The organism is Clostridium sp. CTA-7 (genome assembly GCF_054768095.1).
In genome coordinates, this window is the sequence record NZ_BAAAAV010000002.1 from 617,525 (window position 1) to 641,918 (window position 24,394).

Genomic DNA, 24,394 nt, shown 5'->3' on the forward strand with positions numbered 1-24,394 from the left:
ATGGATATTATAATCGAAACTAAAAATCTTACTAAGAGTTATGGGAAATCAAGGGGGATAATTGATGTCAATTTAACTGTGGAGCAGGGCGAAATATTTGGTTTTATTGGACCTAATGGAGCAGGTAAGTCTACCACCATTAGAACGCTACTTTCCTTAATAAACAAAACAAGTGGTGAAGCTAAAATTTTTGGACTTGACTGTGAAAAAGATAAAGTGAAGATTCTTAAGGAAGTTGGATATTTACCATCAGAAGTGTTCTACTATGATAATATGAAAGCTAAAGATTTACTAAATTATTCTGCTAGCTTTTATGGTAAAGATTGCTCTGCAAGAATAAAGGAATTATCAGAAGCCCTTGAATTAGACTTAAATAAAAAGATTGAAGATATGAGCTTAGGCAATAAGAAGAAAGTAGGGATTGTACAAGGTTTATTACATTCACCTAAATTAATAATACTAGATGAACCTACATCAGGATTAGATCCTTTAATGCAAAAGAAATTCTTCGAAATTATAAAAAAAGAAAATGAGAGAGGAGCTACAGTGTTATTTTCATCGCATATATTAAGTGAAGTTCAAAGGATTTGTGACAGAGTAGCTATTATAAAAGATGGAAGAATTATAAAAACTGAAAAAATAAGTGATTTAAAGCAAAGTGCATATAAAAAAGTAACTTTTAATATAACTTATGAAACACCTAAGGAGTTAAATATACCTGGATCTAAAAATATTGAAATTAATGGTCAAAATATTTCATTCCTTTATAAAGGTAATATTAACTCACTATTAGAGGAAATAGGAAAATTTAAATTAACAAACATAGATATAACTGAGCCTTCGCTAGAGGAAGTATTTATGCACTATTATGAAGCATAAGGAGGTACAAGACATTGAATATATTTAAATTTGAATTAAAGTCAGCCTTAAAAAATTCAATTATCTGGCTAGTAGTTTTGTTAGTATTAATTTTAGTATTTATGAAAGCTATGTATCCTCTTTATATTGATGGAGCAAAAGATATAGAGTCAGTAGTAGCTAATTTTCCACCGGAATTTACTGCAGCTTTTGGATTTAACATAAAAGAAATATTTCAATATGGGGGATTTTACTCTTTCTGTTCTAATTATATAGTTTTATGTGGAGCAATAATGGCAGTATATTTAGGTGTATCAACTTTTGCTAGAGAGAAAAAAGTTAAGACTATGGATTTTCTTTTTACAAAACCGATATCCAGAGAAAAAATATTTGCATGTAAATTATTAGCTAACATTTCTATTCTATTAGTTACTAATATTGTTTTTATTACTTCAGCTTATTTTATATATGAAAGCAGTGGAGATACTACTACAACAATTGAAAAAATCTTATTAGCTACAAGTGGTTTGTTTTTTACTCAATTAGTATTTTTATCCTTGGGAATTATATTCGCAATATTTGTAAAGAAAGTAAGAAGTATAGCTGGTATAGCAATAGCTTTTGGGTTTGGTGGTTTTATAATATCAGCGGTAGTTAACATTATAGATGAAGAGATATTAAATTATATAGCACCAATGAAATATTTTGCTCCAAATTCTGTTTTTAGTAATGGAGCTTTCGAAGTGAAATATGTTATTACAGCAATAGTTGTAATAGTAGTTTGTATAGGTGCTGCTTTTATTAAATACAAAAACAGCGATATACAAGCTGTCTAGGAGGTGAATGTAATGAATATATTAAAAAAGGAATTGAAAACAGGATTAAAACCTTTTATATTTTGGACAATAGGTCTATTTTTTCTAGTATTTGCTGGAGTAGTAAAATTTACTGGCATAGGTGGAGAAGGAGGAGCCTCAGTTAAGGAATTATTTGATAAGTTTCCTAAGATAATTCTTGCCCTTTTTGGTATGTCAGGGTTAGATGCTACATCTATAGATGGTTATTATGGTATTTTAGTATTTTATGTATTGATATGTGGGATGATATATGGGGTATCTCTTGGAACTAACATTATTAATAGAGAAGTAGTTGATAAGACATTTGAATTTATTTTTACAAAGCCAAGAAATAGAAGTTATATAGTAAATATGAAGTTTGTAAGTGCTACTATATATTTAGCAGCTTTTAGTCTTGTAAATTATATCTTTTCTATAGTAGCTATAAGAACTTTAGATTTAGAAAAAAACATAGATAAAGAGATATTATTATTTTCTTTAACTATATTTATAATTAGTATGTTGTATTGTGTTATAGGTATATTTATTGCAACTGTAGTGAAAAATCATGAAAAGGGGAACTTATACGGAAACTTATTTTTCTTTGTAACATTCATCTTAAGTATAGTATATGATGTCGTAGGGAATGGAAGAGTAATTAGGATATTTACACCATTTAAATATTTCTTGCCTACAGATATTGTTGATGGAAAGTTTGAAATAGTACCTCTTATTGCATCAATAGTTATAATTGTAGTTCTATATATAATTTCACTTGGAATTTTTGAAAAAAAAGAACTGAATAATTAGCAAGCTCAGGGCAAGCCCTTACGCAAGGCTCCCATGGCACGAACAAGATTTAGATATTGTTGCAACAGGTTACGAAGGTGAAGGTATAGCAAAGCTTGAAGTCTACCCATGACTTACGGACAGTTATTAGGTATAAATTTATTAATATTCATAGTCCCCGAGAGGGGATTTTTTTATGGGTTTACTAAACTTCTAACTCTTAGAAGCTAATGATATTACATAGTCTCTAAACTTTTTTGTTGTAGGAGACATGTAGGAATTCTTTAGCCAGCCCATATAAATAGTTTTATATCCAATATCTTCTTTTATTTTTATAATAGAGAGAGCATTTGTATTAATAAGAGGAGCGTTAGCAACTATAGTAATACCAGCACCAGCAGCTACTAATCCTCCAAGCATACTAACTTCGTTAGGTTGTATAGAAATTTTAGGAGTATAGCCAATAACTTCAGAATAAGAAAGAATCATATCTTTATTTCCTTCAGAAGATACAATAAATGATTCGTCTTTTAAGTCTTTTAAAGAAACTTCCGCTTGATTTGAAAGAGGATGATTTTTTGGAACAATCAAAACGTACTCTTCTTTTTTTATTGGTATTGATTTGATTTCAGTATGTTTATGAACATCATCAATGTTGTCATAAACCCCTAAATCTATTTTACCATCTTTTAAATCATTTAATATTTCAGGTGTAGATCCATGACTAAATTGAAATCTAATACAGGGATAGCTGTTTAAAAAATCACTAATTATAAAAGGCATAAAATATGTACCAATGCAATAAGTAGACGCAATAGAAATAATTCCTTTATCAGGGTTTGCCATGTCCTGTAATTCACGAAATCCTTTTTCAACTTCTAGAAGAGCTATATTGGCATGTTTTAAAAATGCCTCTCCAAAAGAGGTAAGTTTAACATTACGGCCATTTCTTTCAAATAAAGGTACATTTAATTCTGCCTCTAATTTAGAAATTGCTTTGCTTAAAGCAGGTTGAGTTACCGATACTAAAGCTGCAGCGGTGGTAAAATTTTGGGTTTCAGCTACTTTTTTAAAATACTTTAATTGCTGTAAATTCATGTGCATACTCCTTTTATTTGAAAATAGTGTGAATCTATAACTTTTGGTTATATGAGTATGAATATTAGTAATTAGTCATAATTAATAAAATCATGATATAATCCTAATATATCAGAAAATATATAAATAATTTAATAGGTTTATTATAAATTTTATTTATATATAAGTCAAAAGTATATTAAATAGAACCTATAAGGAGTAGAGTATATTATGATGAATGTAAATACTGAAAAGTGTATTGGCTGTGGACTATGTGTTAAGGATTGCTTTCCAAGAGACATTGAAATAGTTGATGGTAAAGCCAAGATTAATAATGAAACTTGTATTAAATGTGGGCATTGTATAGCTATATGTCCTAAAGAAGCAATATCAACAGATGAATACAACATGGAAGATGTGAAACAGTATAGTAAAGATGAGTTTTTAGTTGATGCTGATAACCTGCTAAATTTCATTAAATTCAGAAGAACTATAAGACAATTTAAAGATAAGGAAGTAGAAGAAGAGAAGATTTCTAAAATTATAGAAGCTGGTAGGTATACTCAAACTGGTGGCAACCTACAAGAGGTGTCTTATATAGTAGTAAGAGAAGGAATACAAGAACTAAAAGCTTTAGCAATAGAAAGTTCAAAGAAATTGGGAGAAGATGTACTAGCCAATCTGACTCCACAGACTATAAAACTTAAAAAATATGCAGAGATGTGGATAAAAATGTATGAAGAATATAATGCAAATCCTAATAAAAATGATAGGATGTTCTTTAATGCACCGGTAGTAATAATAGTTACAGCTAATTCAGAGGTAAATGGTGCATTAGCTTCTTCAAATATGGAGCTTATGACAAATGCTTTAGGTCTCGGAACAGTATTTAGCGGATTTTTAGTAAGAGCTGCACAAGATAACAAAAAGATTATGAATTTTCTTGGAGTAAAGGAAGGTAAAAAGATTGTAACATGCATGGTAATTGGATATCCTGATGTGAAATATTCTAGAACTGCTCCAAGAAAAGAAGCAGATATAAGTTGGAAATAAACTCATTTAATTATGAGTATTAGTATCACCTTTCTATAAAAACGCATGTGGAGACAGTTGTGAAGATAGTACGCAAATAAGCTGATATCGAAGGATTTGAGGAATTTATAAATACCTTATCAGAGGACGGTGAGTTAATGCTTATCGTCCTTTCTTCTTTTGCACAGGAAGAAAGTAAAAATGTGAGTGACAATCTTAAAGAATGAAAACTACAAAGGAGATGTGGGAATAAGTTCAAGAAGAAATTAAAAGAAGAATTAATGAATAATAAAATATGTATAATATGAAACTTTTAAAATAAAACTATAACATTATTAAAACAATTTTATAATATAATTATGGTTATTTAGTAAATTATTTACAAATAAGAAGAGCTATACTATGATTAATGTATTAGATGATTATATAGCAAACCAATTGCAAACTTATAATATGAATAATTAGATGGAAAACGAAGTAAACTTCATTTCATTAATTAAATAAAATAGCTTTAACAATATAAAATAATTAGATAATAGAAGGGGTAATTAAAAATGAGTAATATTATATTAGTGGCGGAAACTGGGTCAGATATTCCGAAAGATATTACAGAACAAATGGGAATTTTCCTTGTCCCAATGCATGTTACTATGGGGAATGAAACTTTTGATGATGGAACTTTTCCAGTTGAAAAAATTTGTCAGTATTACAACAATACAAATAAAATACCAAAGACAAGTGGAAGCTCACCAGAGGATTTTATAAGAGTATTTGATGAAATTCACAGATTATATCCGGATAAACAGATATTGCATTTAGCATATTCGTCAGTAACAACTTGCTCCTATCAGAGTGCTTTGATAGCAGCAGAGGATAGAGAATATGTTACGAGTATTGATACTAAGCAGGTATCTATTGGTCAGGGGGCAATTGTAATTCAAACAGCAAGATATTTAAAAGCAAACCCTAATGTTACTATGAAAGAATTGATAAAAGAAGTAAGCAGACTATGTGATATTTGCCAAATGTGTTTTATTCCTAATAAATTAGAGTATCTTAGAGCTGGAGGGCGTGTGAGTAATGCAGTCTTTATAGGTGGAAAAATACTTAATATACATCCATCAATTGAAATTGAAAATGGATATTTAGTAGCTAAGAAAAAGTATCGTGGAAAAATGGAAAGGATAGTCACAAAGCTAATAGAAGAATATAGCGATACGAAAAATTTGGATAAAAAAGAAGTGTGGCTATTGTGGTCAATAGGATTGTCTGATACAGTTCGTAGAGCAGCTGAAGATAAAGTAAAGGAAATAGGCTTTGAAAATATTAGATGGATGCAGACCGGATGTGTAATTACTACTCATGGAGGACCAGGTTCATTTGGAATTGTAGGATTTTCTAAAGCGGTTTAGGAGTGGCAATCTCAGTCGCTAACGCCTTCAAAAGGTTCCCCAGCAGGCGGTGAGAAAATTAATAAATTTTTAATATTCCTTCTGAAAATGCGGTAAAATAGGCATAAATAATTTAGAATTATAACTAAACAATTTGAGGGGGAATATCTTGAACAAGGACCAGAGATATGGCGTGTAGCTATTAAAAAGAAATAAAATTGATATAACTTTGACCTAATTTCTAAATAAATAAAAGGCATATATAGTATTTATAATAAAGCAGAAATTATATCAAAGACAATTAAAAAATATACCTTATAAGAATAAAACGGAACCTATAAATATAAACTTATGATTAAAGTGATATTTATATAGGTTCTTTTTTGTGCAATAATATAAAGCTCAGAGCAAATCCTTGTAGCATTATCATATCTTGCCTTGCTACTACATTGACGTAAGAATGGTGCATATGGGTTCCTGGAAGATTAAAGGTCACGAAGTGACCTTCTTGTAAAATTTTAAGGATGAAAAGCAATAATATGATTTATAATTCTAACTATTTCCTTAGGAGATTCATTTAAATCATTTTCTAGCCAAGTTTGAACAACTGAAACAACTCCTCCTACAGAATATTTTATAAAATAATCTAAAAAGACATCATCAACTTTTGAATTGTTAACTAGCTTATCAATTTCAGCTCTACTTGCTACGTAAACAATACGATCCATGATGTTATTTTCCATTTGTTTGCTGAATAATATTTTGCATAACTCTTTGTTCTCCTCAATTAATTCAAGGGCTTTAAGTAATAAAACATCTTTATAATCTTCAACAGGGGTCTCCTCAATATATTCTGAGATTTGATTAAAGAGTTCATCTTCTATGGAATTAAGCAAATCATAGGCATCTTTATAATAGGCATAAAAAGTTCCTCTATTAATATCTGATTTTTTGCAGATATCAGTAACAGTAACTTCGTGAATTTTCTTATGCTTAAGCAAATCAATTAAACTTTCTTTTATTATTTTTTTAGTATATAAAGTTCTTCTATTTCCTTTAACTCCTGCCATTTAACTCATCCTTTTCAACTAATCAAAAAAATTTTTAATTATATGCTATTAAATAAACAAAAATAACTCAAATGTATATTTAATAACATTATAAAAATATGTGCTTATTGTAACTAGCTTATGTATTATTTATACTTAGTATTATAGCATTAACCAAACAAAGTGTCTATTTAATAACATTGAGTATTTTAGGCATCTGAAAATTATTTTTTGAAGATGCCTTAAAGTAGATACAGATAAAGGAGAACGAGATGGCATATATAGAAATAAGAGATGAATATAAAAGATACAAGGTTGGAGAAAATATTGTTGTAGCAAACAATGGTATTGATTTTTCAATAGAAAAAGGAGAGTTTGTTATTATTTTAGGACCAAGTGGAGCAGGTAAAACAACTGTATTAAATATACTTGGAGGAATGGAGACTTGTGATGAAGGAAAGATAATTATTGATGATGTTGATATATCTAAATTTAATAATAAACAACTTACAAGTTACAGAAGATATGATGTGGGATTTGTATTTCAATTTTATAATTTAGTTCAAAATTTAACTGCAAAAGAAAATGTAGAACTTGCTACACAAATTTCAAAAAATGCTTTAGATGTTGATAAAACTCTTGAGTTAGTTGGACTTGCTCATAGAAAAGGTAATTTTCCATCTCAATTGTCAGGAGGAGAACAGCAAAGAGTAGCTATAGCAAGAGCTATTGCTAAAAATCCTAAATTGCTTTTATGTGATGAGCCAACTGGTGCTCTTGACTATAAAACAGGAAAACAGATTTTAAAGACATTACAAGATACATGTAAAAATACAGGGACAACAGTAATTGTTATAACTCATAATTCAGCTCTTGCACCAATTGCAGATAGAGTTATAAAACTCAAGGATGCAAAGGTTAGAAGTATCGAAGTAAATGAAAATCCTGTTTTAGTTGAGTCTATAGAGTGGTAGAGGATAAAAGATGAAAAATAGAGCATATAAAAAATCAATAACAAGAGAAATATTATCTTCAAAAGCAAGGTTTATTTCTATATTAGCCATAATATTTTTAGGAGTTGCCTTTTACTCTGGAATCAAATCAAGTGGACCAGACTTAAAAGAATCTATAAATGAATTTTTTAGTGAACAAAATTTAATGGATAGTAAGATAGTATCTAGTGTAGGTCTTAATGATAATGATCTAAAGTTACTTGAAAATAACGATAAAATTTTAGACTACTATGGAACACATAGTGTAGATGTAAATTTAACTAATACAAATAATGTTGTTAGGTTTATGGAATATAATCCAAATGACTCTGCTAATATAAATAAACATATTGTTACAGAAGGCAGATTACCTGAAAATAGTGGAGAGATATCTTTAGATAAAAATGCTTTAAAGGAAAATGAAAACTTAAAAATAGGTGATGATTATACAATAAAATCTGATGTAGACTTAGATAAGTATTTTACTAAGAAAACTTTTAAGATTGTTGGATTTGTACAAAGTCCTATGTATATAGAAAATATATCTAGAGGAACGACTACTGTTGGAAAAGGAAGTGTAGACTACTTTGCAGTCTTAAATAGTAGTGATATATCAATGGATGTATATACTGAAATATATGTACGATTTAAAAATGTAGCTAATCTTGGTTCATATAGTGATGAGTATAAAGAAAATATGGAAGAAAATAATAAGTATCTTGAAGACTTATATTCAAATAGAGCTATAGAAAGAATTGAGGAAGTAAAATTAGATGCACAAAAAGAATTTGATAAAGCTTATAAAGAAATAGAAGATGGGGAAAGAAAGCTTGAAGATGCTCAAAAAGAAATAGATGATGGTAAAGTGCAACTTCTTGATGGTAAAAAGCAATATGAAGAATTTGCAGAAAAGTATCAGCAAGAAATTAAAGATGGGGAATTAAAACTAATAGAAGGTGAAAAGCAATTAGATAATGGACAAAAAGAACTTGATAAGCAAAAAGAGCAATTTTTAGATGGTGAAAAACAACTTCAAGCAGCTAAAGTTGAACTTGATAATGCAAAGCAAGAATTTTTAAATCAAGGAATTGATCCTACCCAAAGTACAAAAGAGTATAAAAATCAAATAGATAGTTTAAATATGTTAATTACAACATACAATACACTTTCTAATGATATAAAAGAAATAGCAAATAACCTTAAAGAAGGTGACAAAATTCCAAATGAAAAAATTCAGTATTGGAAAGGGGTTATATCTAACCCTAATTTAGGATTAAATGGTTTAAGTGACTTAGTAAATAGTTTAGAAAAAGATCCAACAAATATTTATTTAGCACTTAATATCTCAAATGGTATAGAAGGTGCTAGTAAAACTGTAAGTGAAAATAAATCTAAATTGGAAGCTTTAGTGACTGGAATAAATCAGTATCAGCAAGGTGTAACTGCTTATGAAGAGCAAGCTCACATCTTTAATGAAGGAAAAATAAAACTTGAAGAAGCTCAAAAGCAATTAGATAAAGGAAAAGAAGAACTTATAAAAGGGAAAGCAGATCTTGAAGAAGGTAAAAAACAAGGTCAGTTAGAACTTGATAAGGCTAAGAAAGAGCTTGAAGATTCAGATCAAAAACTTCTTGATGGAGAAAAAGAAATCAAGGAAAATAGAGAAAAACTAGTAGATGGACGAAAAGAGATAGATAAAGAAAAAGAAAAATTAAATGATTTAGATGATAGTAAATATTATTTCTTTGATAGGGAGGATAATCCTGGTTACTCAACTTATAAAGGTTCAATTGACAGCTTAGATAAAATAGCTTCAGTATTTCCAGTATTTTTCTTCCTAGTTGCAGCACTTATATGCTTAACTACAATGACGAGAATGGTAGAAGAAAATAGAGTGGAAATAGGAACACTAAAAGCTTTAGGATATAGAGATTTAGAAATAGCTAGCAAATTTGTAGTTTATGCAGCATTAGCTAGTATTGTAGGATGTGTAATTGGTATATTAGTTGGAAGTAGTATTCTTCCATATATAATTAATCAAGCTTATGCATTTGCATTTACTTTACCAGATGTAAAAATACACTATTATTCATCCTATATAATTCAATCTTTAGTAGCTTCAATACTTTGTACAGTAGGAGCAGCATTAATTGTATTAAAAGGAGAATTAATAGAGAACCCTTCCAATTTAATGAGAGCAAAGGCTCCAAAGCTTGGTAAGAAGATATTGTTAGAAAGAATTACGCCTTTATGGGAAAGATTAAACTTTAATCAAAAAGTTACATTTAGAAATCTTTTTAGATATAAGCAAAGGATGTTAATGACAATACTTGGTATATCAGGATGTATGGCTATGCTTGTTGCAGGGATGGCTCTTGAAAAATCTAATTCTTCAGTTATGGATATTCAATTTGACAAATTATTAAAGTATGATGCTATGGTGGTATTTGATGATAATAGTACTGAAAAAGCAGATGAAGAATACAATAAATGTTTAAATAACTTAAAAGGATATGAAAGTAGCTTAAATATTCATCAGGAGTCAGTTACTTTTAGTAAAGAAGGTATAAGCAAGCAAACTGCTACTATGTATGTGCCAGAAAATACAAATGAGTTAAGTAAATATATATTACTAAATGATAGAAAAAGCGGTACTGAATATAAACTATCTGATAATGGTGTAATTATAAATGAAAAACTTGCAAAAATTTTAGATGTATCTGTAGGTGATGATATAATTGTAACAGATTCAGATAATAATTCTCATAAAGTTAAGGTAGATAATATAGTAGAAAATTATGCTGGACATTATATATATTTATCACCATCATATTATAAAGAGATATTTAATAGTGAGGCAATATATAATGCACAATTACTTAATTTAAATTCGGACAGAGAAGATGATAACAAAATATCCTCTACTCTTATGGACAATGATAAAGTAATAAATGTTACTCTTGCTTCAAAGATAAGAAGTTTAAGTGAATCTGCTGACTTAGGATTAGTTATGATAGTAATAATAGTGGCTTCAGGAAGTTTAGCATTTGTTGTGCTATACAACTTAATAAATATAAATGTATCTGAACGTATAAGAGAGATATCTACAATAAAGGTACTAGGTTTTTATGATAATGAAGTTGCAATGTATATATTTAGAGAAAACATAATACTAACAATACTAGGAATACTTTTAGGCTCATTTATGGGTAAAATATTATATGTATTTTTAGTAAGTACAGCAGAAATGGATAATATGATGATGATACCAACTGTTGACATGAGTAGCTATGTAATTTCTGGCTTAATTACAATGGTTTTTGCAATATTAGTTATGATAATGATGCACATAAAATTAAAAAAAGTAAATATGGTAGATGCTTTAAAATCTATAGAGTAAAATTAAAGGGAGTCGCGAAACGCGACTTCCTTTAATTTTTAATCAATATGTTAATTTACTATGATACTGATGTTAGTATAAAAAGTATATCTATTCTTTTATACTAACACCAGTTTTAAGTAGGAAAGAGATAGGTACAAGAATAACTGTTTTTATGCCTAAAAGACAGTAGAATATATCATTGGTATTTTTTCTGTTTTTCAAGGACCTAATGAAACGTTAGCCCCTTCAAAATCCTTGATTTTACTAGGTTTATCAAGAGTTTCAGTAGATAAAAAATATCTATCTACTATTTAAATATGCAGAAAACCATAACTTTTAAAAATTTCTAATAAAAAGCTTGTTATTAATAATAAATATAATAAAATTTATAAGAATTTATAATATCATAAAAATGAATGTATAAAAAATATTTTTAGGATTAATAGGGGAAAATCGTATTATAAATAAGTGCTATTTTTAGCCTTAGGCATTGATATATATTGCCTAAGGCTGTTTTTGAAATTGAAAATACCGTATCATAAATAATATTATATTTACAAAATATGCTATAATTAAATGGGAAAAATAATCTTTAAGTGTAAGACAAATAGGGATTTATCGTAGAGATAACCTCAAAACTATCTATAGTATGTAATGTAATAATTTTGATAAAAATTAAATGAAAAAGGATTTTTTCATACATTTTATGAATATTGCAAATTCAAGTTGCGGATTTGCAATTGTAGGTTGGTGTTATTTTAGTGTAAAACTTATTATAATTTACACATAATAACAAAGAAGAGAGGTAGAAAATCATGGGTTTTGCAGATAATTTAAAATCAATTAGGAAAGAAAGGAATATTTCACAGGAAGAGTTAGCAGAAATAATTGGAGTAAGCCGTCAAGCAGTTTCTAAATGGGAACAGGGAAGTGGCTATCCAGAGATGGAAAAATTGCTTATGTTATCTAAAGAGCTTAATATATCTTTAGATTATTTGATGTTAGGTGAGATAAAATCCACTGAAAACAACCAAAAGTTATCCAATAATATAATTATACCAACTGGGAAAATTACTATTAAATCATATGATGGAAAAGCAATTGTTAATTGCTATAAAGTTTTAGCATCACATGTAATGTATAAAGCAAAAAGCGATGAACCAAAATATTGGTTGATTGGTGTTAATAGCGGAGCGTTTTGGGGAGAAAAATCAATTGTACTTGGTTGGTATGCTGATGAAGAAAAAATAAAAAAGGAAATGGATGAAATTGCAGAATCAATTAATAATGGTGTACCAGCATATGAATTAAAATATGCAGTAAAAGTTAAGAATAAAATGTTAAGAGTAAAAATAGATGAAGAGTAACTTAATTTATTATATAATAGATGAGAATAAGTTAGAGTTTAACAAATTCCAATTTGTGGCCAAATTAAATAAATTTTAATTTATATGTTAGTAAAAAATTTTTATATAAAATAATATTAGATGCTTATTTTTTATAAAAATTTGATATAATATAACAGTAATAATTTTTGAAATTAATTGTGAAAGGTGGGCTTAATACAAAGGTAGTTAAAACTAATTAAGAAATTTTATAACTATGAAGACTTAGAAATAAGTCTATTAGAGTAGAAATTTTTAGGTATATTAATTAGTATAACTATTTTTGCTAAGTTCATTTAATTACAAGCTAAATATATAATTATTTGTAAGTAGTTAAGTTGTAGGTGAATTAGTTTGCCTGCAACTTTTTTGTTTATATGAATTTATTAAATAGTAATTACAATTAATATACTCTAATCGTTTCTAACTTGTAATTAGAAAGGAGTAATAAGAAATGGAAATCAAATTTTTAAAACAGGAAGATAAAGAAAGATATATTAAGTTTAATAAATTAATTTTTAAAGGTGGCAGAATTGAAGAAGAAATAGATAAATTACTATTTAGAAATCCATTCATCAAAATAGAAGAAGATTGTTTTTATATAGAAGAAAGTAATGAGATTATCTCTTCTTTAGTAGTAACTAAAAAAGTGCAAAAGATAGGGAATAATATTGTAAAAGTTGGAGAATTCGATTTAGTAGGAACTCATCCAGAATATAGACATAAAGGTTATTGTAGTAAGTTGATGGAGTATTCTTTTAAGAAGATGAAGGAAGAGGAAATATTTTTATGTAGATTGATCGGTATCCCTAATTTTTATCAACAGTATAGGTTTGAATATGCAGTACCTGCATATTTTTATAATTACGTAACTATTAACCATGAAGCATTAAAAAATAGTAAAAATCAATATGCTGTAGAAATGGTTAGTGAATTTAATAATGATTTATTAGAGAAAATGTTAGAAATATTTGAACAAGAAACAGATTTTAACTTTGGTTCAGAAGTAAGGAGTGTAGAATACTTAAAATATATGATAGAAGAAAAATGCCTAGATAAAAATTCCTACTGGTATATCGTGCTAGAAGAAGATGAATTAATGGGCTATGCATGGATTAAAGAGGAGGAGAAGCAGCTAATTATTAAAGAAGCTGCTATGAAAAATGAGTTGGCTTCAGAAAGCATATGTTTTAAGCTTTATCAAATTTTAATAAGTAAAAATTGTAATCATCTAGGAGTAAGAGCACCATTAAATAATAGTTTTGCTAAGTATATCTATAAACATGGTGGAGCAATTAGATGTAATAATGAAATATTTGATGGCACATGGGGAGAGATGTATAAGATTCTAAATTTAGATGAAGCCTTGATGAGTATTTCAAGTTTATTGGAAGAGAGATTGAAGGAATCAAAATTTTATAAATTGACTGCCAAATATACAATAGTGACGGAACTAGAAAGTGCCACGTTAGAAATAGATGATGGAGTAATTAAAATAACTAATGGAATAGGATTAGAAGTTAAAATTCCTATAAATGTGCTTACTTCAGTTTATACAGGTTATAAATCTATTGAGTGTTTTAAAGATAGGATACAATATTTTAACGATGATACGGAGGCAGTATTTAAGGTTTTATTTCCTGAAGGCTATCCATATATATGGACATTAGATATAAATGATAGTTTGAATGAAATTACATATTAGTACTTTCCCTCTTTGTAGTGAATTTTAAAGGTCATGCTTCGCCTTCACTAATAAATCCACGACATTTCTGTCGTGGATTTTTTATTTTATGATAATATATATTTTTGTTTTTTACACTATGATCCTTAATTAATTTTTGTCAGTTTTAACATATACTATGTTTTTATCATTAATTTTTTCTATAGAAAGAGATTTTAAAGTATCTTCATTAACTATTATTTGAGTTTCATCTAACATGGTTACAGGAATATTAGATACTTGCTCACCATTTAAAACTTTAACAGCAAGTTCTCCAGTTTTATAGCCTAATTTTTCGTAGTCTATACCTTGACATGCAAGTGCACCAGATTTGACAGAACCATCTTCTGAGGCGATTACTGGAATTTTATTATCAGTAGCGATTCTAGAAACTATCGGCATAGAAGAAACAATTAAATTATCTGTTGGAACATATAAAACATCTATATTAGATATTAAACTAGACATGGCTTGATTAATTTCATTTGCAGAGGAAACACCCTTTTCTATAATTTTATAATTATTTTTAGACGCATACTCCTTTAGCATATCAACCTGTACTTTTGAATTTACTTCACTAGTATTATATAAAACACCTATAGTCTTAGCATTTGGGATAAGTGTTTTAATCAATTCTAGATTTTTATCTATAGATATATAATCTGATGTACCAGATATATTTCCTCCAGGCATATCTAGAGATTTTACTAAACCAGCAGCGACTGGATCAGTAACAGCGGTCATTAGAATAGGTATATCTTTAGTTGCGTTATAAGCTGCTTGAGCTGATGGCGTTGATATAGAATATATTAAATCTTTTTTATCAGATACAAACTTATTTGCAATTGTTTGATTTGTAGGCATATCATTTTGAGCATTTTGGTAATCAATTTTTATATTTTCTCCATCTTTATATCCGTTATCTTCTAGTGCTTTTATGAACCCATATCTTGCTTTATCTAAAGATGGATGCTCTACTAGCTGAGTAATTCCTATGGTTTTGATATCCTTATTTGAATTAGATGATTTGTCATTATTATTCTTTGAACAACCTGTAAGTAAAGAGACTCCAACTGAGACTATTAAAATTAAATTTATTAACTTATTTTTTATTATCATATATATAATCCTCCTAAATTTTATTTTTATATGTGTTCACATATTCATATATATTGTTAAATCTATACACAAATTTATTTAACATTAATTAAGATATAAATTAAGTTTTATATTTTAAACTGCATATTCAAATTTATCTAGTATTTCTTCTATAGTGATATTTAATTTTTCATCACCGCTTATATCTAAAATTATTTTACCTTTATGAAGCATTATAAGCCTATCACCATAGTTGATAGCATGTTTTAGATTATGAGTTACCATCAGTGTAGTTATATTTTTTTCTCTAACAATTTTATTAGTCAAATCTATAATTTCATTTGAAGTCTTAGGATCTAAAGCAGCAGTATGCTCATCTAGTAATAAAACTTTTGGGTTTGTAATACTAGACATAATTAGAGAAAGTGCTTGCCTTTGACCGCCAGATAAATATTTTACTTGAACATCTAAATATTTTTTTAGATCAAGTGATATATCTTCTAATAAATCTTCGATAACTTCAGTTTTGTGACGAAGACATTTTTTTAGATTTAGTAAACTCCCTTTGTTTAAAGCTAAGGATAAATTTTCTCTAACTGTCATAGAAGGACAAGTGCCTAAACTTGGATCTTGGAATACTCTACTTATTAGCTGAGTTTTTTTATGCTCAGCTAGCTTTGTTAAGTTATTACCATCTAATAAAATATCTCCTTGGCTTTCTTTTATAAATCCTGAGATTATATTAAGTAAGGTAGATTTACCTGTGCCATTACTTCCAATGATACTAACAAATTCCCCTTTATTTATAGTTAGTGAGAGATCATTGAAGATTATATTAGGATCTCCATATGGATTAGGGAATGTTTTTGAAATATTTTTAATTTGTAGCATCTAAAACACCTCTTTTCTTTAAATTTTTATGGCCAGTATTTTTATTGTCAAAAATATTTAGATTACCAATACTTAAGAATGAAATTATTACTATAGAAGTCATTAATTTTAAGTTATTAGGAGATACTACACCTAAATTTATCGCAAAATAGATTGTAAATTGGTAGATTAAAGTTCCTAATAATACAGATGTAGTGGCCTTAATAAATGTAAGTCTCTTAAATATAGATGTACCAATTATAATTGATGCTATTCCAAGTACCAAAGTACCAATGCCCATATTAACATCAGAGAATCCTTGGAATTGAGCATATAAGCTACCAGATAAAGAAACCATAGCATTAGATAACATTAATCCTAATATTTTTATAATATCAATATCAATTCCTAATGATTTAACCATTTGAGGATTATCACCGACAGCTTTTAAGGTATATCCAAGTCCAGTAGTTAAGAACAAATCTAAAATAAATTTACAAGATAATGCAGCAGTTATAACTAATATTAATGGAGAAATACGAGTATTAAATAAGTGATTGAAATTAAATAATGGAAGGTTTGATTTTCCCATTATTCCTAGATTAATAGAGTAAAGCATACCCATAACTAAAATTCCTGAAAGTAAGTTAGAAACTTTAAGTTTAATGTGTAAAATACCAGTAACCAGACCAGAAACTAAACCACATATAAGAGCTAATAAAGTTCCCATTGTTGGAGAGATTCCATTAGTTAAAGAGAAAGCAATAACAGCACCACCTAGTGAGAAGCCTCCATCAACAGATAAGTCTGGAAAATCTAAGATTTTATAGCTGATATAAATACCTAATGCCATAATCGATAAAATTAAACTTTGTGTTACTACAGATACAATTCCTGTCATAAAAAATACTCCTTTAAAAATTATTTTGTATAAAAAAACCACACAGTATAATCTGTGTGGTTAATTTTGGGTATAAAAAGTCCACACAGCATATTCCGTGTGGTTAATTTTTGAATATAAAAAAGCCACACAGTACAATCCGTGTGACTTTATAAATGGTAATAATGAATAACATTATAAACAATATAGCCAACACAGATACAATCCCAAATTATTTCTAAGTCATAAGGGGCTTGTATCCATGTTGAAATTAATCAAATTTATAACTTGGTACAAACCCTATATAAATTGGCTATAAAAACTAAATCGTGCTTGTTTGTTTATTAAAGTATTCATAATTACCCTCCAGTTCTATTTTTTAATTAATAATATTTGACGTTCATTTTTAATTTAATATAGAGTATATACTATGAAAATTTATAAGTCAATAAAAAATATAAAATTGGGTAAATTTTTAAAAAAATTAAATGAAGCGGATAAGAATAAACTAAAAATAAAATTATGATTCAGGTCTTCTAAATTAATTCGTGGGTTTTATTACTGCGATTCGCCTCAACCATTAAAACCCAGCAAGGACAACAAATCAACCATTTTTTAATATACCTTGTAGTTCAGCATCTACTTTGTTGGGTATATATTGCATTCTTTTAAAGGAAAAATTAAGACCTATTAATAGTTGTCTTATTCCTGTAGTAGAATTAAATATCAATACACACAAAATATACACAAGTTCTAAATATAAACTAAAAAAGAAAAGAATATAATTCTCAGTGAAAGAATGATATGTTATCTTGTATTGTTAAAAATATTTTTCAAAGTAAAGTACTGCTCGATTATTCGAGACTATAAAAAAGAGAAGGTGGTTATTAAAATGAATAATCTTTGGATATTTGATTTAAAGAAGAAACAGAATAAATTGGTGGAGGCTATACCGAAGCCGATATATTTTATTTTATGCGGTATTTTTACTTAATTAAGGTAGCTACACCAATAAAGGGCTTAATTATTTAAGAAGGCTTTTTTGTCTTTATTCTCTACTTAACTTAGGATATTTATATTTTACTAATAATGTAAAATGAGTTATGGTAAAATATTCATATAGAAATTACAAAATAAAAAATGACTTTATATAGATTTAGAAGGGGAAAAGTTATGGATAAAAGAGCTAGGATTTTAGTGGTTGAAGATGACAATGATATTAATAAATTACTTTGTAGTATTTTTGAGAATAAGGGATATAAATCTAGAGCGGCTTTTTCAGGCACAGAAGCTTTAATGTGTGTAGAAAATGAAAAGTGGGATATGATTTTACTAGATTTGATGATTCCAGGCCTTAGTGGAGAGGAAGCCATATTAAAAATAAGAAAAATCACAAAAGCTCCAATCATTATTGTGAGTGCAAAAACATCTAAAAAGACTAAGCTAGAATTATTAGAAAAGGGAGCTGATGATTTTATTTGTAAGCCTTTTGATCCAGATGAAGTGGTTGCACGAGTTAATTCTAATTTGAGAAGATATTTAGAATTTTCTACAGATGAGGAAAATAGAAGTAAAATTTTGAGTTATAAAGATATTACTTTAAATACAGAAAGTAAGGAAGTAAAAGTTGGACAAGTCATAGTTACATTAACAGCAAGAGAATTTTCAGTATTAGAGTTATTGTTAACTAATCCTAATAAGGTGTACAGTAAAGCTAATATTTTTGAAAGCATATGGGGAGAAGAATTTTTAGGTGATGATAATACCGTAAATGTACATGTAAGTAGATTAAGAAATAAGCTATTTAAAGCTAATAGTAGAGGTGAAGATTACATAGAAACAGTTTGGGCAATGGGGTATAGATTAAGGAAATAGTTAATTGAAATTTAGTATAAAAATACCTATTAAAAAGATTTAATACTTTTGAAAGGTTTTAGCAAAGTTTTCTTATAAAATATTCTTTATTATAAAAGCATGATTTATAAGAGGAGGTAAAGTCTGAAATGAATGAATATGTAATCAGAACTAGTAACATCACAAAAATATATAAAAAGCGAAAGGTGTTAGATAATTTATCTATTAATATTAAAAAAGGTGACATATATGGGTTTGTAGGGAAAAATGGTGCTGGTAAAACAACTATGATTAGGGTAGTTACAGGACTTGTTATACCTAATGAGGGGCAAGTTGAGCTATTTGGAGGTATTGAAGAGAGAGAGGTCATAAAAGAAAGAAGAAGAATTGGGACATTAATAGAATCACCAGAGATATATCTTAATATGAATGCAAAAGAAAATCTTGAACTTATCAGAATTCAAAGGGGGATTCCAGGAACTAAGTGTATTGATGAGGCATTAAATTTAGTAGGACTTAAGGATGTAGGGAAGAAGAAAACTAAAAATTTCTCATTAGGAATGAAACAAAGATTAGGAATTGCTATGGCTTTATTAAGTGATCCAGAACTTTTGATTTTAGATGAACCTATAAATGGATTAGATCCAATTGGAATAAAAGAAATAAGAGAACTTTTACTTAAATTAAATAAAGAAAGAGGAACTACCATTTTAATATCAAGCCATATATTATCTGAACTTACTCAAATTTCAAATAGGTATGGTTTTATAAATGATGGAAAATTAATTGAAGAAATAACTGCAAGTGAACTTTCTAATAAATGTAGAATGTATCTTCACCTCAAAATAAACGATTCTTCAGATGTTTCAATTATTCTAGAAAATGAACTTGGAATAAAAGATTATGAAGTTTTCCCAGATAATATTATAAGAATATATGATGAATTTGATGGAGAAAAGATTACTTTGGCTTTAGCTAAGCATAACATAGGAGTTAAAGAAATAATGAAAATGGGTGAATCCCTAGAAGATTATTTTACTAAGTTAGTTGGAGGAGAAGATAATGAGTAATTTAATTAGAGGGGAATTTTATAAATTAAGAAAAAGTAAGTCTTTTATTGGAATGATATTTTTGGCATTAGGAGCTTCATTTTTTTTGATAAGAGGTTTTGATTTAGATGCGGAAAGATTAAGAGGTACACATATTGAACTTGTAAATGGAATGTATTCAATAGACTATGCATTTCAATACATTTTATTTACAAGTTTTATATTTGCTTTATTTGCAGGAGAATTTATTGCTAAAGACTTAAAAAATAATATGAGTAAAAGTTTTATTTATGGATATAAGAGAAGTGAAGTTATATTAAGTAAGCTAATAGTATTTATAATATCTTCTTTATTCCTACAATTAATTTACACAACAATTTTAGTTATATATACTTCAGTTAATTATGGATTTTGTGAAGCTTTAAATTATAATACTATATTATTTTTAATTAGAATAATTGTTATTGGAATAATATATAATGTAGCAACAATATCTATAGTTGCCATGATTGCCATAGTAACAAGGAATAGTTTGTGCACAGTTGTTTCACCAATTTTATTTATATTATTGATTTTTGTATCAGATTTAAAATTGCCTATTTCAACTATAGTTGCATACGTATGCCCTTTTATTGTTGGTGGAAGAGCAATAGCCCAATTTGCACCAAAATCAGATATCATAATTGGAATAATTTCATCAATTGTAACATTTATAATAACAATTGCAGTAAGTCTATTATATGTAAAACATGAAGATATTAAGTAATTAAGGCATAATCAAATAAATAATAGACCAAATATGCTTCGAATCTTTGGTCTATTATTTATTTGATTATGACTAAGATAAAAAAATTATTATATAAATTAGGAGAATTAAGATGTATTTATTAGCTATTATTTTATTTATGATTTTTATAATTATATTTTCAATAGTAATGTGTATTAAATTATTTGCATATAAAAGGCAAATAAGAGATATTACTAATCAGATTAGGGACTTTAAAGAGAGAAAAACAAGTAAAAGGATTAATACTCAAATAGCAGATAAAGATATAGAAGAACTTGCTTGCGAGGTTAATGAATACTTGGAACTCTATAAAAGAAATGAACAAGAAAAGGTAGTATTTGAAAACACATTAAAACAAGGAATAGCTAATATGTCTCATGATTTAAGAACACCATTAACTTCAATAGTAGGATATTTAAAGTTACTTCAAAATGATGAAATAGATAAAAAAGAAGCACTAGATATACTTAAAAATAAAACTAATAAGTTAAATGTGCTTATAAATGATTTTTTTGAGTTAGCTTCAATAGAAAGTGAAGATTATGAATTAGATATGAGAAAAGTAAATTTAACTAATGTAGTACGTGATGAAATTTTATCACTTTATGAAGCTTTTCAAAGCAAAGGACTTGAACCAAAGATAAATATTTTGGATAAACCAATTTTTATAATGAGTGAGAAGGACAGCTTAGAGAGAATAATAGATAACTTACTTTCTAATACATTGAAATATGCAGAAAAAGACATTGAAATAAATTTAGAAGAATCTAAAGATAAGGTTATTTTAAAAATCTCCAATATATGTACAAGCATTGATGAAAAAGATGTATTACGTATGTTTGATAGATTTTATATGGCAGACAAGGTAAGAAAAGGACAAGGAGTAGGACTTGGTCTTTCTATTGTAAAAAGTTTAATGGAAAAGATGAATGGAGTTATAACCTCAAGATTTGAACAAAATAGGGTTTCTATAATATGTGAATGGAAATATATAAAATAATATTGTTTTATATATTTATACTATGTTGATAAAGTTTGAAAGTGGGTTTTTATAATCCGCTTTTATTTTATCTTTTGGAGTAAATTGGAATGAAAGATATTTAATTTATTTTATTTGTTGAGTATAATAAATTAAAGTGAAAAATCCAAGAGGTAGTAGAAAATATTTTATTCTTAGAATTACAAAAGGGATTAGTAGTAGCATCTTAAAGGATAGGAGGAAAAATTATGAAAATAGATTTACATAACCATTGTATGCAAAGATCAAGTTGCAGTGGTTCAGATGAGGAAGAATTAATACAAAGTGCAATAAAGAATGGATTAGATGCAATAGTTTTTAGTGATCATGATAAATTAATGCCAAAGGATAGACTGAAAGAGCTTAGAGAAAAATACAAACCATTTAAAATATTTAATGGAGTAGAAGTTAGAACTATACCAAATGGAACGGATGTTCTAGTTGTAGGAGTAGATGATGATATTATAGAAAATAAAAAGTGGACATATGAAGAGTTGTATAAATTTGTAAAAGAAAGAGAAGGGTTTATAGCTTTATGCCATCCGTATAGATATTCTAATGTAATTGATATAGATATTGCTACTTTTACTCCAGATGCTGTTGAGCTACACTCTTCTAATATAGGAGCTTGTGATGAAGAGTCTATAAGAAAATTAGCTGGAAAATTAAATATGAAACTTTTAGGGAATTCAGACTCTCATAGTATTGATAAAGTTGGTATATATTATAACATTATTGATACTGATGCAAAGAATGAGAAAGAACTTGCAAAGGCTCTTATAACAAAGCCAATAGAAATTGGATGTGATAAGAAAAGAGTAGAAAAAATTAATTATGTTATAAGAAAAAACGAAATATTAATTAAAAAGTATATAGAAGAAGGAAAGACTGGGGAACAATACGCTAAAGATACTGGCGATTGGATTGGTGGATTTGATAGAGTTAAGCTTGGAAAATCATATGAGATATAGGGCTTAATCAAGCCACCAGCTCAGCTGGTGGTACTTGACTTATATAATAATTATATTTGGTTATTTGATCCCGGTTTTGAGATGTTTTTAAGAGCCACCCCAGCATTATCATCAAGATTGGGCTCTTGTGAAATATCTCCCAAAGAAACTATTCCAACAAGATTATTATTTTCAACAATAGGGAGTCTTTTTACTTGATGCCTACTCATTAGTCTTATTGCATCATGAATATCCATATTAGGATTTCCTGTAACAGGATTTAAAGTCATGAAATCGCATACCTTTTGCTCTTTTGCATTGGCACCTGATGCTACAGAATTTAATGTAATATCTCTATCTGTAATTATTCCAGCTAATCTATGGGAATCATCGCATACAGGGATTACTCCTATATCATATTGTTTCATCATTTGAGCAGCCTTTTCAACAGAATCATTTGAATTTAAATTTATTAGATCTTTTGACATAACATCTTTTATTAACATAATATTCACCTCCACAAATATATTTCCCATTGAATGCATTTTTTATAATTAAAAAATTTTATATTTTTTATTAATTTTAAAAAGATTACATTCAAGAAGGTAGTTATTTATATTAAGAATGGAAATAAGAAATATTTAATAGTGAATTTCAAAGGTCGCGCTTCGACTCCACCATGAAACCATCGACAATACAGAAATGTTTTGTCGATGGTTATTTATTTTAGAATTAAGAATAAGGAACAATATTATAAGTGAATGCGGAATCTACTAAAATTTTAGGCAATAATTATAGAAAAATAGAATATATTATTATGAATTAATTAAAAAAGAGGATAAGTATGTATTTATCAATACCAAAAATATTTTTTATTACAGTTAAGCATATAGATAAGGAGCTTCTTGACATTGATGAAATGGAAATATTACCTAATAATACTTGTAATCATGGTTTTAAGAAGCAATTAGATATAGTAAAAGATGAATTTATAAAAGTTATTAAAAGCAGTATTTATAATGATTGTTGCATATATAAAGAAATATATAATTTAAAAATTATTGGTAAATAAAGTATAATAATTAGCATATGTATATGATATAAATAATTATAAGTGAGGCTTATTGTGGAAAATGAAAAAAATATGCTAGAAAATAGCATAGATAAAAATGAAATGAAAGAAATGATGCAAATGATGTGTATCATGTCTATGGTGCAAGCAATACAATGTATGAAAGAAATGCATTGTATGTACGGAATGCAAGGAATGCAGGGAATGCAAGGAATGCAAGGAATGCAAGGAATGCAAGGAATGCAAGGAATGCAAGGAATGCAAGGAATGCAAGGAATGCAAGGAATGCATGGAATGCAGGG

The 24,394-nt window shown here is 27.7% G+C and carries 22 protein-coding genes; 16 read left to right on the forward strand and 6 right to left on the reverse strand.

The features are described 5' to 3' along the window. From ACYUEX_RS06015 to ACYUEX_RS06025, 3 genes are read left to right on the forward strand one after another with little or no spacing between them, the layout of a single operon-like run. Positions 1–879, forward strand: a complete 879-nt coding sequence (locus ACYUEX_RS06015; RefSeq protein WP_460287030.1) for an ABC transporter ATP-binding protein — start codon at positions 1–3, stop codon at positions 877–879. Positions 880–893: 14 nt separating this feature from the next. Continuing rightward, complete coding sequence (locus ACYUEX_RS06020; RefSeq protein WP_411168471.1) at positions 894–1,694, forward strand: ABC transporter permease; 801 nt, start codon at positions 894–896, stop codon at positions 1,692–1,694. Between the two features lie 12 nt (positions 1,695–1,706). Continuing rightward, positions 1,707–2,504 (forward strand): ABC transporter permease subunit, encoded by a 798-nt coding sequence (locus ACYUEX_RS06025; protein WP_411168470.1) that lies wholly within the window; start codon positions 1,707–1,709, stop codon positions 2,502–2,504. Positions 2,505–2,696: 192 nt separating this feature from the next. Here the strand turns inward: ACYUEX_RS06025 and ACYUEX_RS06030 are convergent, their stop codons facing one another. After that, on the reverse strand, positions 2,697–3,581 hold the full coding sequence (locus ACYUEX_RS06030) for a LysR family transcriptional regulator (RefSeq protein ID WP_411168469.1): 885 nt from the start codon (positions 3,579–3,581) through the stop codon (positions 2,697–2,699). A gap of 210 nt (positions 3,582–3,791) precedes the next feature. On the opposite strand from ACYUEX_RS06030, the gene ACYUEX_RS06035 reads away from it, so the two are divergent. Both ACYUEX_RS06035 and ACYUEX_RS06040 read left to right on the forward strand, forming a co-directional pair. Then, positions 3,792–4,613: a nitroreductase family protein gene (locus ACYUEX_RS06035; RefSeq protein WP_460287032.1), complete on the forward strand. Its 822-nt coding sequence runs from the start codon at positions 3,792–3,794 to the stop codon at positions 4,611–4,613. Between the two features lie 533 nt (positions 4,614–5,146). Then, positions 5,147–6,004: a DegV family protein gene (locus tag ACYUEX_RS06040; protein WP_411168467.1), complete on the forward strand. Its 858-nt coding sequence runs from the start codon at positions 5,147–5,149 to the stop codon at positions 6,002–6,004. 497 nt (positions 6,005–6,501) lie between these two features. Here ACYUEX_RS06040 and ACYUEX_RS06045 read toward each other — a convergent pair whose 3' ends face one another. Continuing rightward, positions 6,502–7,053 carry a TetR/AcrR family transcriptional regulator gene (locus tag ACYUEX_RS06045; RefSeq protein WP_411168466.1) on the reverse strand — a complete coding sequence of 184 codons (552 nt, stop codon included), beginning with the start codon at positions 7,051–7,053 and terminating at the stop codon, positions 6,502–6,504. Positions 7,054–7,304: 251 nt separating this feature from the next. Here ACYUEX_RS06045 and ACYUEX_RS06050 point away from each other — a divergent pair, with 251 nt between their 5' ends. The 4 genes from ACYUEX_RS06050 to ACYUEX_RS06065 all read left to right on the forward strand — a co-directional run bounded on the left by ACYUEX_RS06050 (position 7,305) and on the right by ACYUEX_RS06065 (position 14,496). After that, on the forward strand, positions 7,305–8,006 hold the full coding sequence (locus ACYUEX_RS06050; protein ID WP_411168465.1) for an ABC transporter ATP-binding protein: 702 nt from the start codon (positions 7,305–7,307) through the stop codon (positions 8,004–8,006). 10 nt (positions 8,007–8,016) lie between these two features. After that, positions 8,017–11,424, forward strand: a complete 3,408-nt coding sequence (locus tag ACYUEX_RS06055) for an FtsX-like permease family protein (RefSeq protein WP_460287033.1) — start codon at positions 8,017–8,019, stop codon at positions 11,422–11,424. 797 nt (positions 11,425–12,221) lie between these two features. Further along, the gene (locus ACYUEX_RS06060) at positions 12,222–12,773 is read left to right on the forward strand and encodes a helix-turn-helix domain-containing protein (protein WP_460287034.1); all 552 of its coding nucleotides are present in this window, start codon (positions 12,222–12,224) and stop codon (positions 12,771–12,773) included. Positions 12,774–13,245: 472 nt separating this feature from the next. Next, complete coding sequence (locus ACYUEX_RS06065) at positions 13,246–14,496, forward strand: GNAT family N-acetyltransferase (RefSeq protein WP_460287035.1); 1,251 nt, start codon at positions 13,246–13,248, stop codon at positions 14,494–14,496. A 129-nt stretch (positions 14,497–14,625) separates the two neighbouring features. Here ACYUEX_RS06065 and ACYUEX_RS06070 read toward each other — a convergent pair whose 3' ends face one another. The 3 genes from ACYUEX_RS06070 to ACYUEX_RS06080 form a co-directional block, all read right to left on the reverse strand. Beyond that, a complete protein-coding gene (locus tag ACYUEX_RS06070; RefSeq protein ID WP_460287036.1) occupies positions 14,626–15,633 on the reverse strand; it encodes an ABC transporter substrate-binding protein in 1,008 nt (335 codons plus the stop codon). A 114-nt stretch (positions 15,634–15,747) separates the two neighbouring features. Continuing rightward, positions 15,748–16,503, reverse strand: a complete 756-nt coding sequence (locus tag ACYUEX_RS06075; protein ID WP_460287037.1) for an ABC transporter ATP-binding protein — start codon at positions 16,501–16,503, stop codon at positions 15,748–15,750. Next, positions 16,490–17,383, reverse strand: coding sequence for an ABC transporter permease (locus tag ACYUEX_RS06080; RefSeq protein WP_460287038.1), 894 nt, complete (start codon positions 17,381–17,383; stop codon positions 16,490–16,492). Before ACYUEX_RS06080 ends, ACYUEX_RS06075 begins: the two co-directional genes overlap by 14 nt. Before the next feature lie 1,152 nt (positions 17,384–18,535). On the opposite strand from ACYUEX_RS06080, the gene ACYUEX_RS06085 reads away from it, so the two are divergent. From ACYUEX_RS06085 to ACYUEX_RS06105, 5 genes are all read left to right on the forward strand, one after another. After that, complete coding sequence (locus ACYUEX_RS06085; protein WP_460287039.1) at positions 18,536–19,237, forward strand: response regulator transcription factor; 702 nt, start codon at positions 18,536–18,538, stop codon at positions 19,235–19,237. A 128-nt stretch (positions 19,238–19,365) separates the two neighbouring features. Further along, positions 19,366–20,286, forward strand: coding sequence for an ATP-binding cassette domain-containing protein (locus ACYUEX_RS06090; protein WP_460287041.1), 921 nt, complete (start codon positions 19,366–19,368; stop codon positions 20,284–20,286). Further along, positions 20,279–21,031, forward strand: a complete 753-nt coding sequence (locus ACYUEX_RS06095) for an ABC transporter permease (RefSeq protein WP_460287043.1) — start codon at positions 20,279–20,281, stop codon at positions 21,029–21,031. The genes ACYUEX_RS06090 and ACYUEX_RS06095 overlap by 8 nt, the downstream gene beginning before the upstream one ends. 112 nt (positions 21,032–21,143) lie before the next feature. Further along, positions 21,144–22,052 (forward strand): sensor histidine kinase, encoded by a 909-nt coding sequence (locus tag ACYUEX_RS06100; RefSeq protein ID WP_460287045.1) that lies wholly within the window; start codon positions 21,144–21,146, stop codon positions 22,050–22,052. A 227-nt stretch (positions 22,053–22,279) separates the two neighbouring features. Then, positions 22,280–23,041 carry a PHP domain-containing protein gene (locus tag ACYUEX_RS06105; RefSeq protein WP_460287046.1) on the forward strand — a complete coding sequence of 254 codons (762 nt, stop codon included), beginning with the start codon at positions 22,280–22,282 and terminating at the stop codon, positions 23,039–23,041. 50 nt (positions 23,042–23,091) lie between these two features. Here the strand turns inward: ACYUEX_RS06105 and ACYUEX_RS06110 are convergent, their stop codons facing one another. Beyond that, entirely contained in the window at positions 23,092–23,526 is a 435-nt protein-coding gene (locus ACYUEX_RS06110; RefSeq protein WP_411168451.1) for a CBS domain-containing protein, read from the reverse strand. 338 nt (positions 23,527–23,864) lie between these two features. Between ACYUEX_RS06110 and ACYUEX_RS06115 the strand changes: the two genes are divergently transcribed. Then, positions 23,865–24,092, forward strand: coding sequence for a hypothetical protein (locus ACYUEX_RS06115; protein ID WP_460287047.1), 228 nt, complete (start codon positions 23,865–23,867; stop codon positions 24,090–24,092). Positions 24,093–24,146: 54 nt separating this feature from the next. Beyond that, the coding region (locus ACYUEX_RS06120) for a hypothetical protein (protein ID WP_460287048.1) at positions 24,147–24,394 on the forward strand (248 nt) is incomplete at its 3' end.

Bases quoted from the DNA above. Each gene is read 5' to 3' on its own strand.
- ACYUEX_RS06015 (WP_460287030.1), top strand. From the start codon at position 1: ATGGATATTATAATCGAAACTAAAAATCTTACTAAGAGTTATGGGAAA.
- ACYUEX_RS06025 (WP_411168470.1), top strand. From the start codon at position 1,707: ATGAATATATTAAAAAAGGAATTGAAAACAGGATTAAAACCTTTTATA.
- ACYUEX_RS06030 (WP_411168469.1), bottom strand. From the start codon at position 3,581: ATGAATTTACAGCAATTAAAGTATTTTAAAAAAGTAGCTGAAACCCAA.
- ACYUEX_RS06035 (WP_460287032.1), top strand. From the start codon at position 3,792: ATGATGAATGTAAATACTGAAAAGTGTATTGGCTGTGGACTATGTGTT.
- ACYUEX_RS06040 (WP_411168467.1), top strand. From the start codon at position 5,147: ATGAGTAATATTATATTAGTGGCGGAAACTGGGTCAGATATTCCGAAA.
- ACYUEX_RS06045 (WP_411168466.1), bottom strand. From the start codon at position 7,053: ATGGCAGGAGTTAAAGGAAATAGAAGAACTTTATATACTAAAAAAATA.
- ACYUEX_RS06050 (WP_411168465.1), top strand. From the start codon at position 7,305: ATGGCATATATAGAAATAAGAGATGAATATAAAAGATACAAGGTTGGA.
- ACYUEX_RS06055 (WP_460287033.1), top strand. From the start codon at position 8,017: ATGAAAAATAGAGCATATAAAAAATCAATAACAAGAGAAATATTATCT.
- ACYUEX_RS06060 (WP_460287034.1), top strand. From the start codon at position 12,222: ATGGGTTTTGCAGATAATTTAAAATCAATTAGGAAAGAAAGGAATATT.
- ACYUEX_RS06065 (WP_460287035.1), top strand. From the start codon at position 13,246: ATGGAAATCAAATTTTTAAAACAGGAAGATAAAGAAAGATATATTAAG.
- ACYUEX_RS06070 (WP_460287036.1), bottom strand. From the start codon at position 15,633: ATGATAATAAAAAATAAGTTAATAAATTTAATTTTAATAGTCTCAGTT.
- ACYUEX_RS06075 (WP_460287037.1), bottom strand. From the start codon at position 16,503: ATGCTACAAATTAAAAATATTTCAAAAACATTCCCTAATCCATATGGA.
- ACYUEX_RS06080 (WP_460287038.1), bottom strand. From the start codon at position 17,383: ATGACAGGAATTGTATCTGTAGTAACACAAAGTTTAATTTTATCGATT.
- ACYUEX_RS06085 (WP_460287039.1), top strand. From the start codon at position 18,536: ATGGATAAAAGAGCTAGGATTTTAGTGGTTGAAGATGACAATGATATT.
- ACYUEX_RS06090 (WP_460287041.1), top strand. From the start codon at position 19,366: ATGAATGAATATGTAATCAGAACTAGTAACATCACAAAAATATATAAA.
- ACYUEX_RS06095 (WP_460287043.1), top strand. From the start codon at position 20,279: ATGAGTAATTTAATTAGAGGGGAATTTTATAAATTAAGAAAAAGTAAG.
- ACYUEX_RS06100 (WP_460287045.1), top strand. From the start codon at position 21,144: ATGTATTTATTAGCTATTATTTTATTTATGATTTTTATAATTATATTT.
- ACYUEX_RS06105 (WP_460287046.1), top strand. From the start codon at position 22,280: ATGAAAATAGATTTACATAACCATTGTATGCAAAGATCAAGTTGCAGT.
- ACYUEX_RS06110 (WP_411168451.1), bottom strand. From the start codon at position 23,526: ATGTTAATAAAAGATGTTATGTCAAAAGATCTAATAAATTTAAATTCA.
- ACYUEX_RS06115 (WP_460287047.1), top strand. From the start codon at position 23,865: ATGTATTTATCAATACCAAAAATATTTTTTATTACAGTTAAGCATATA.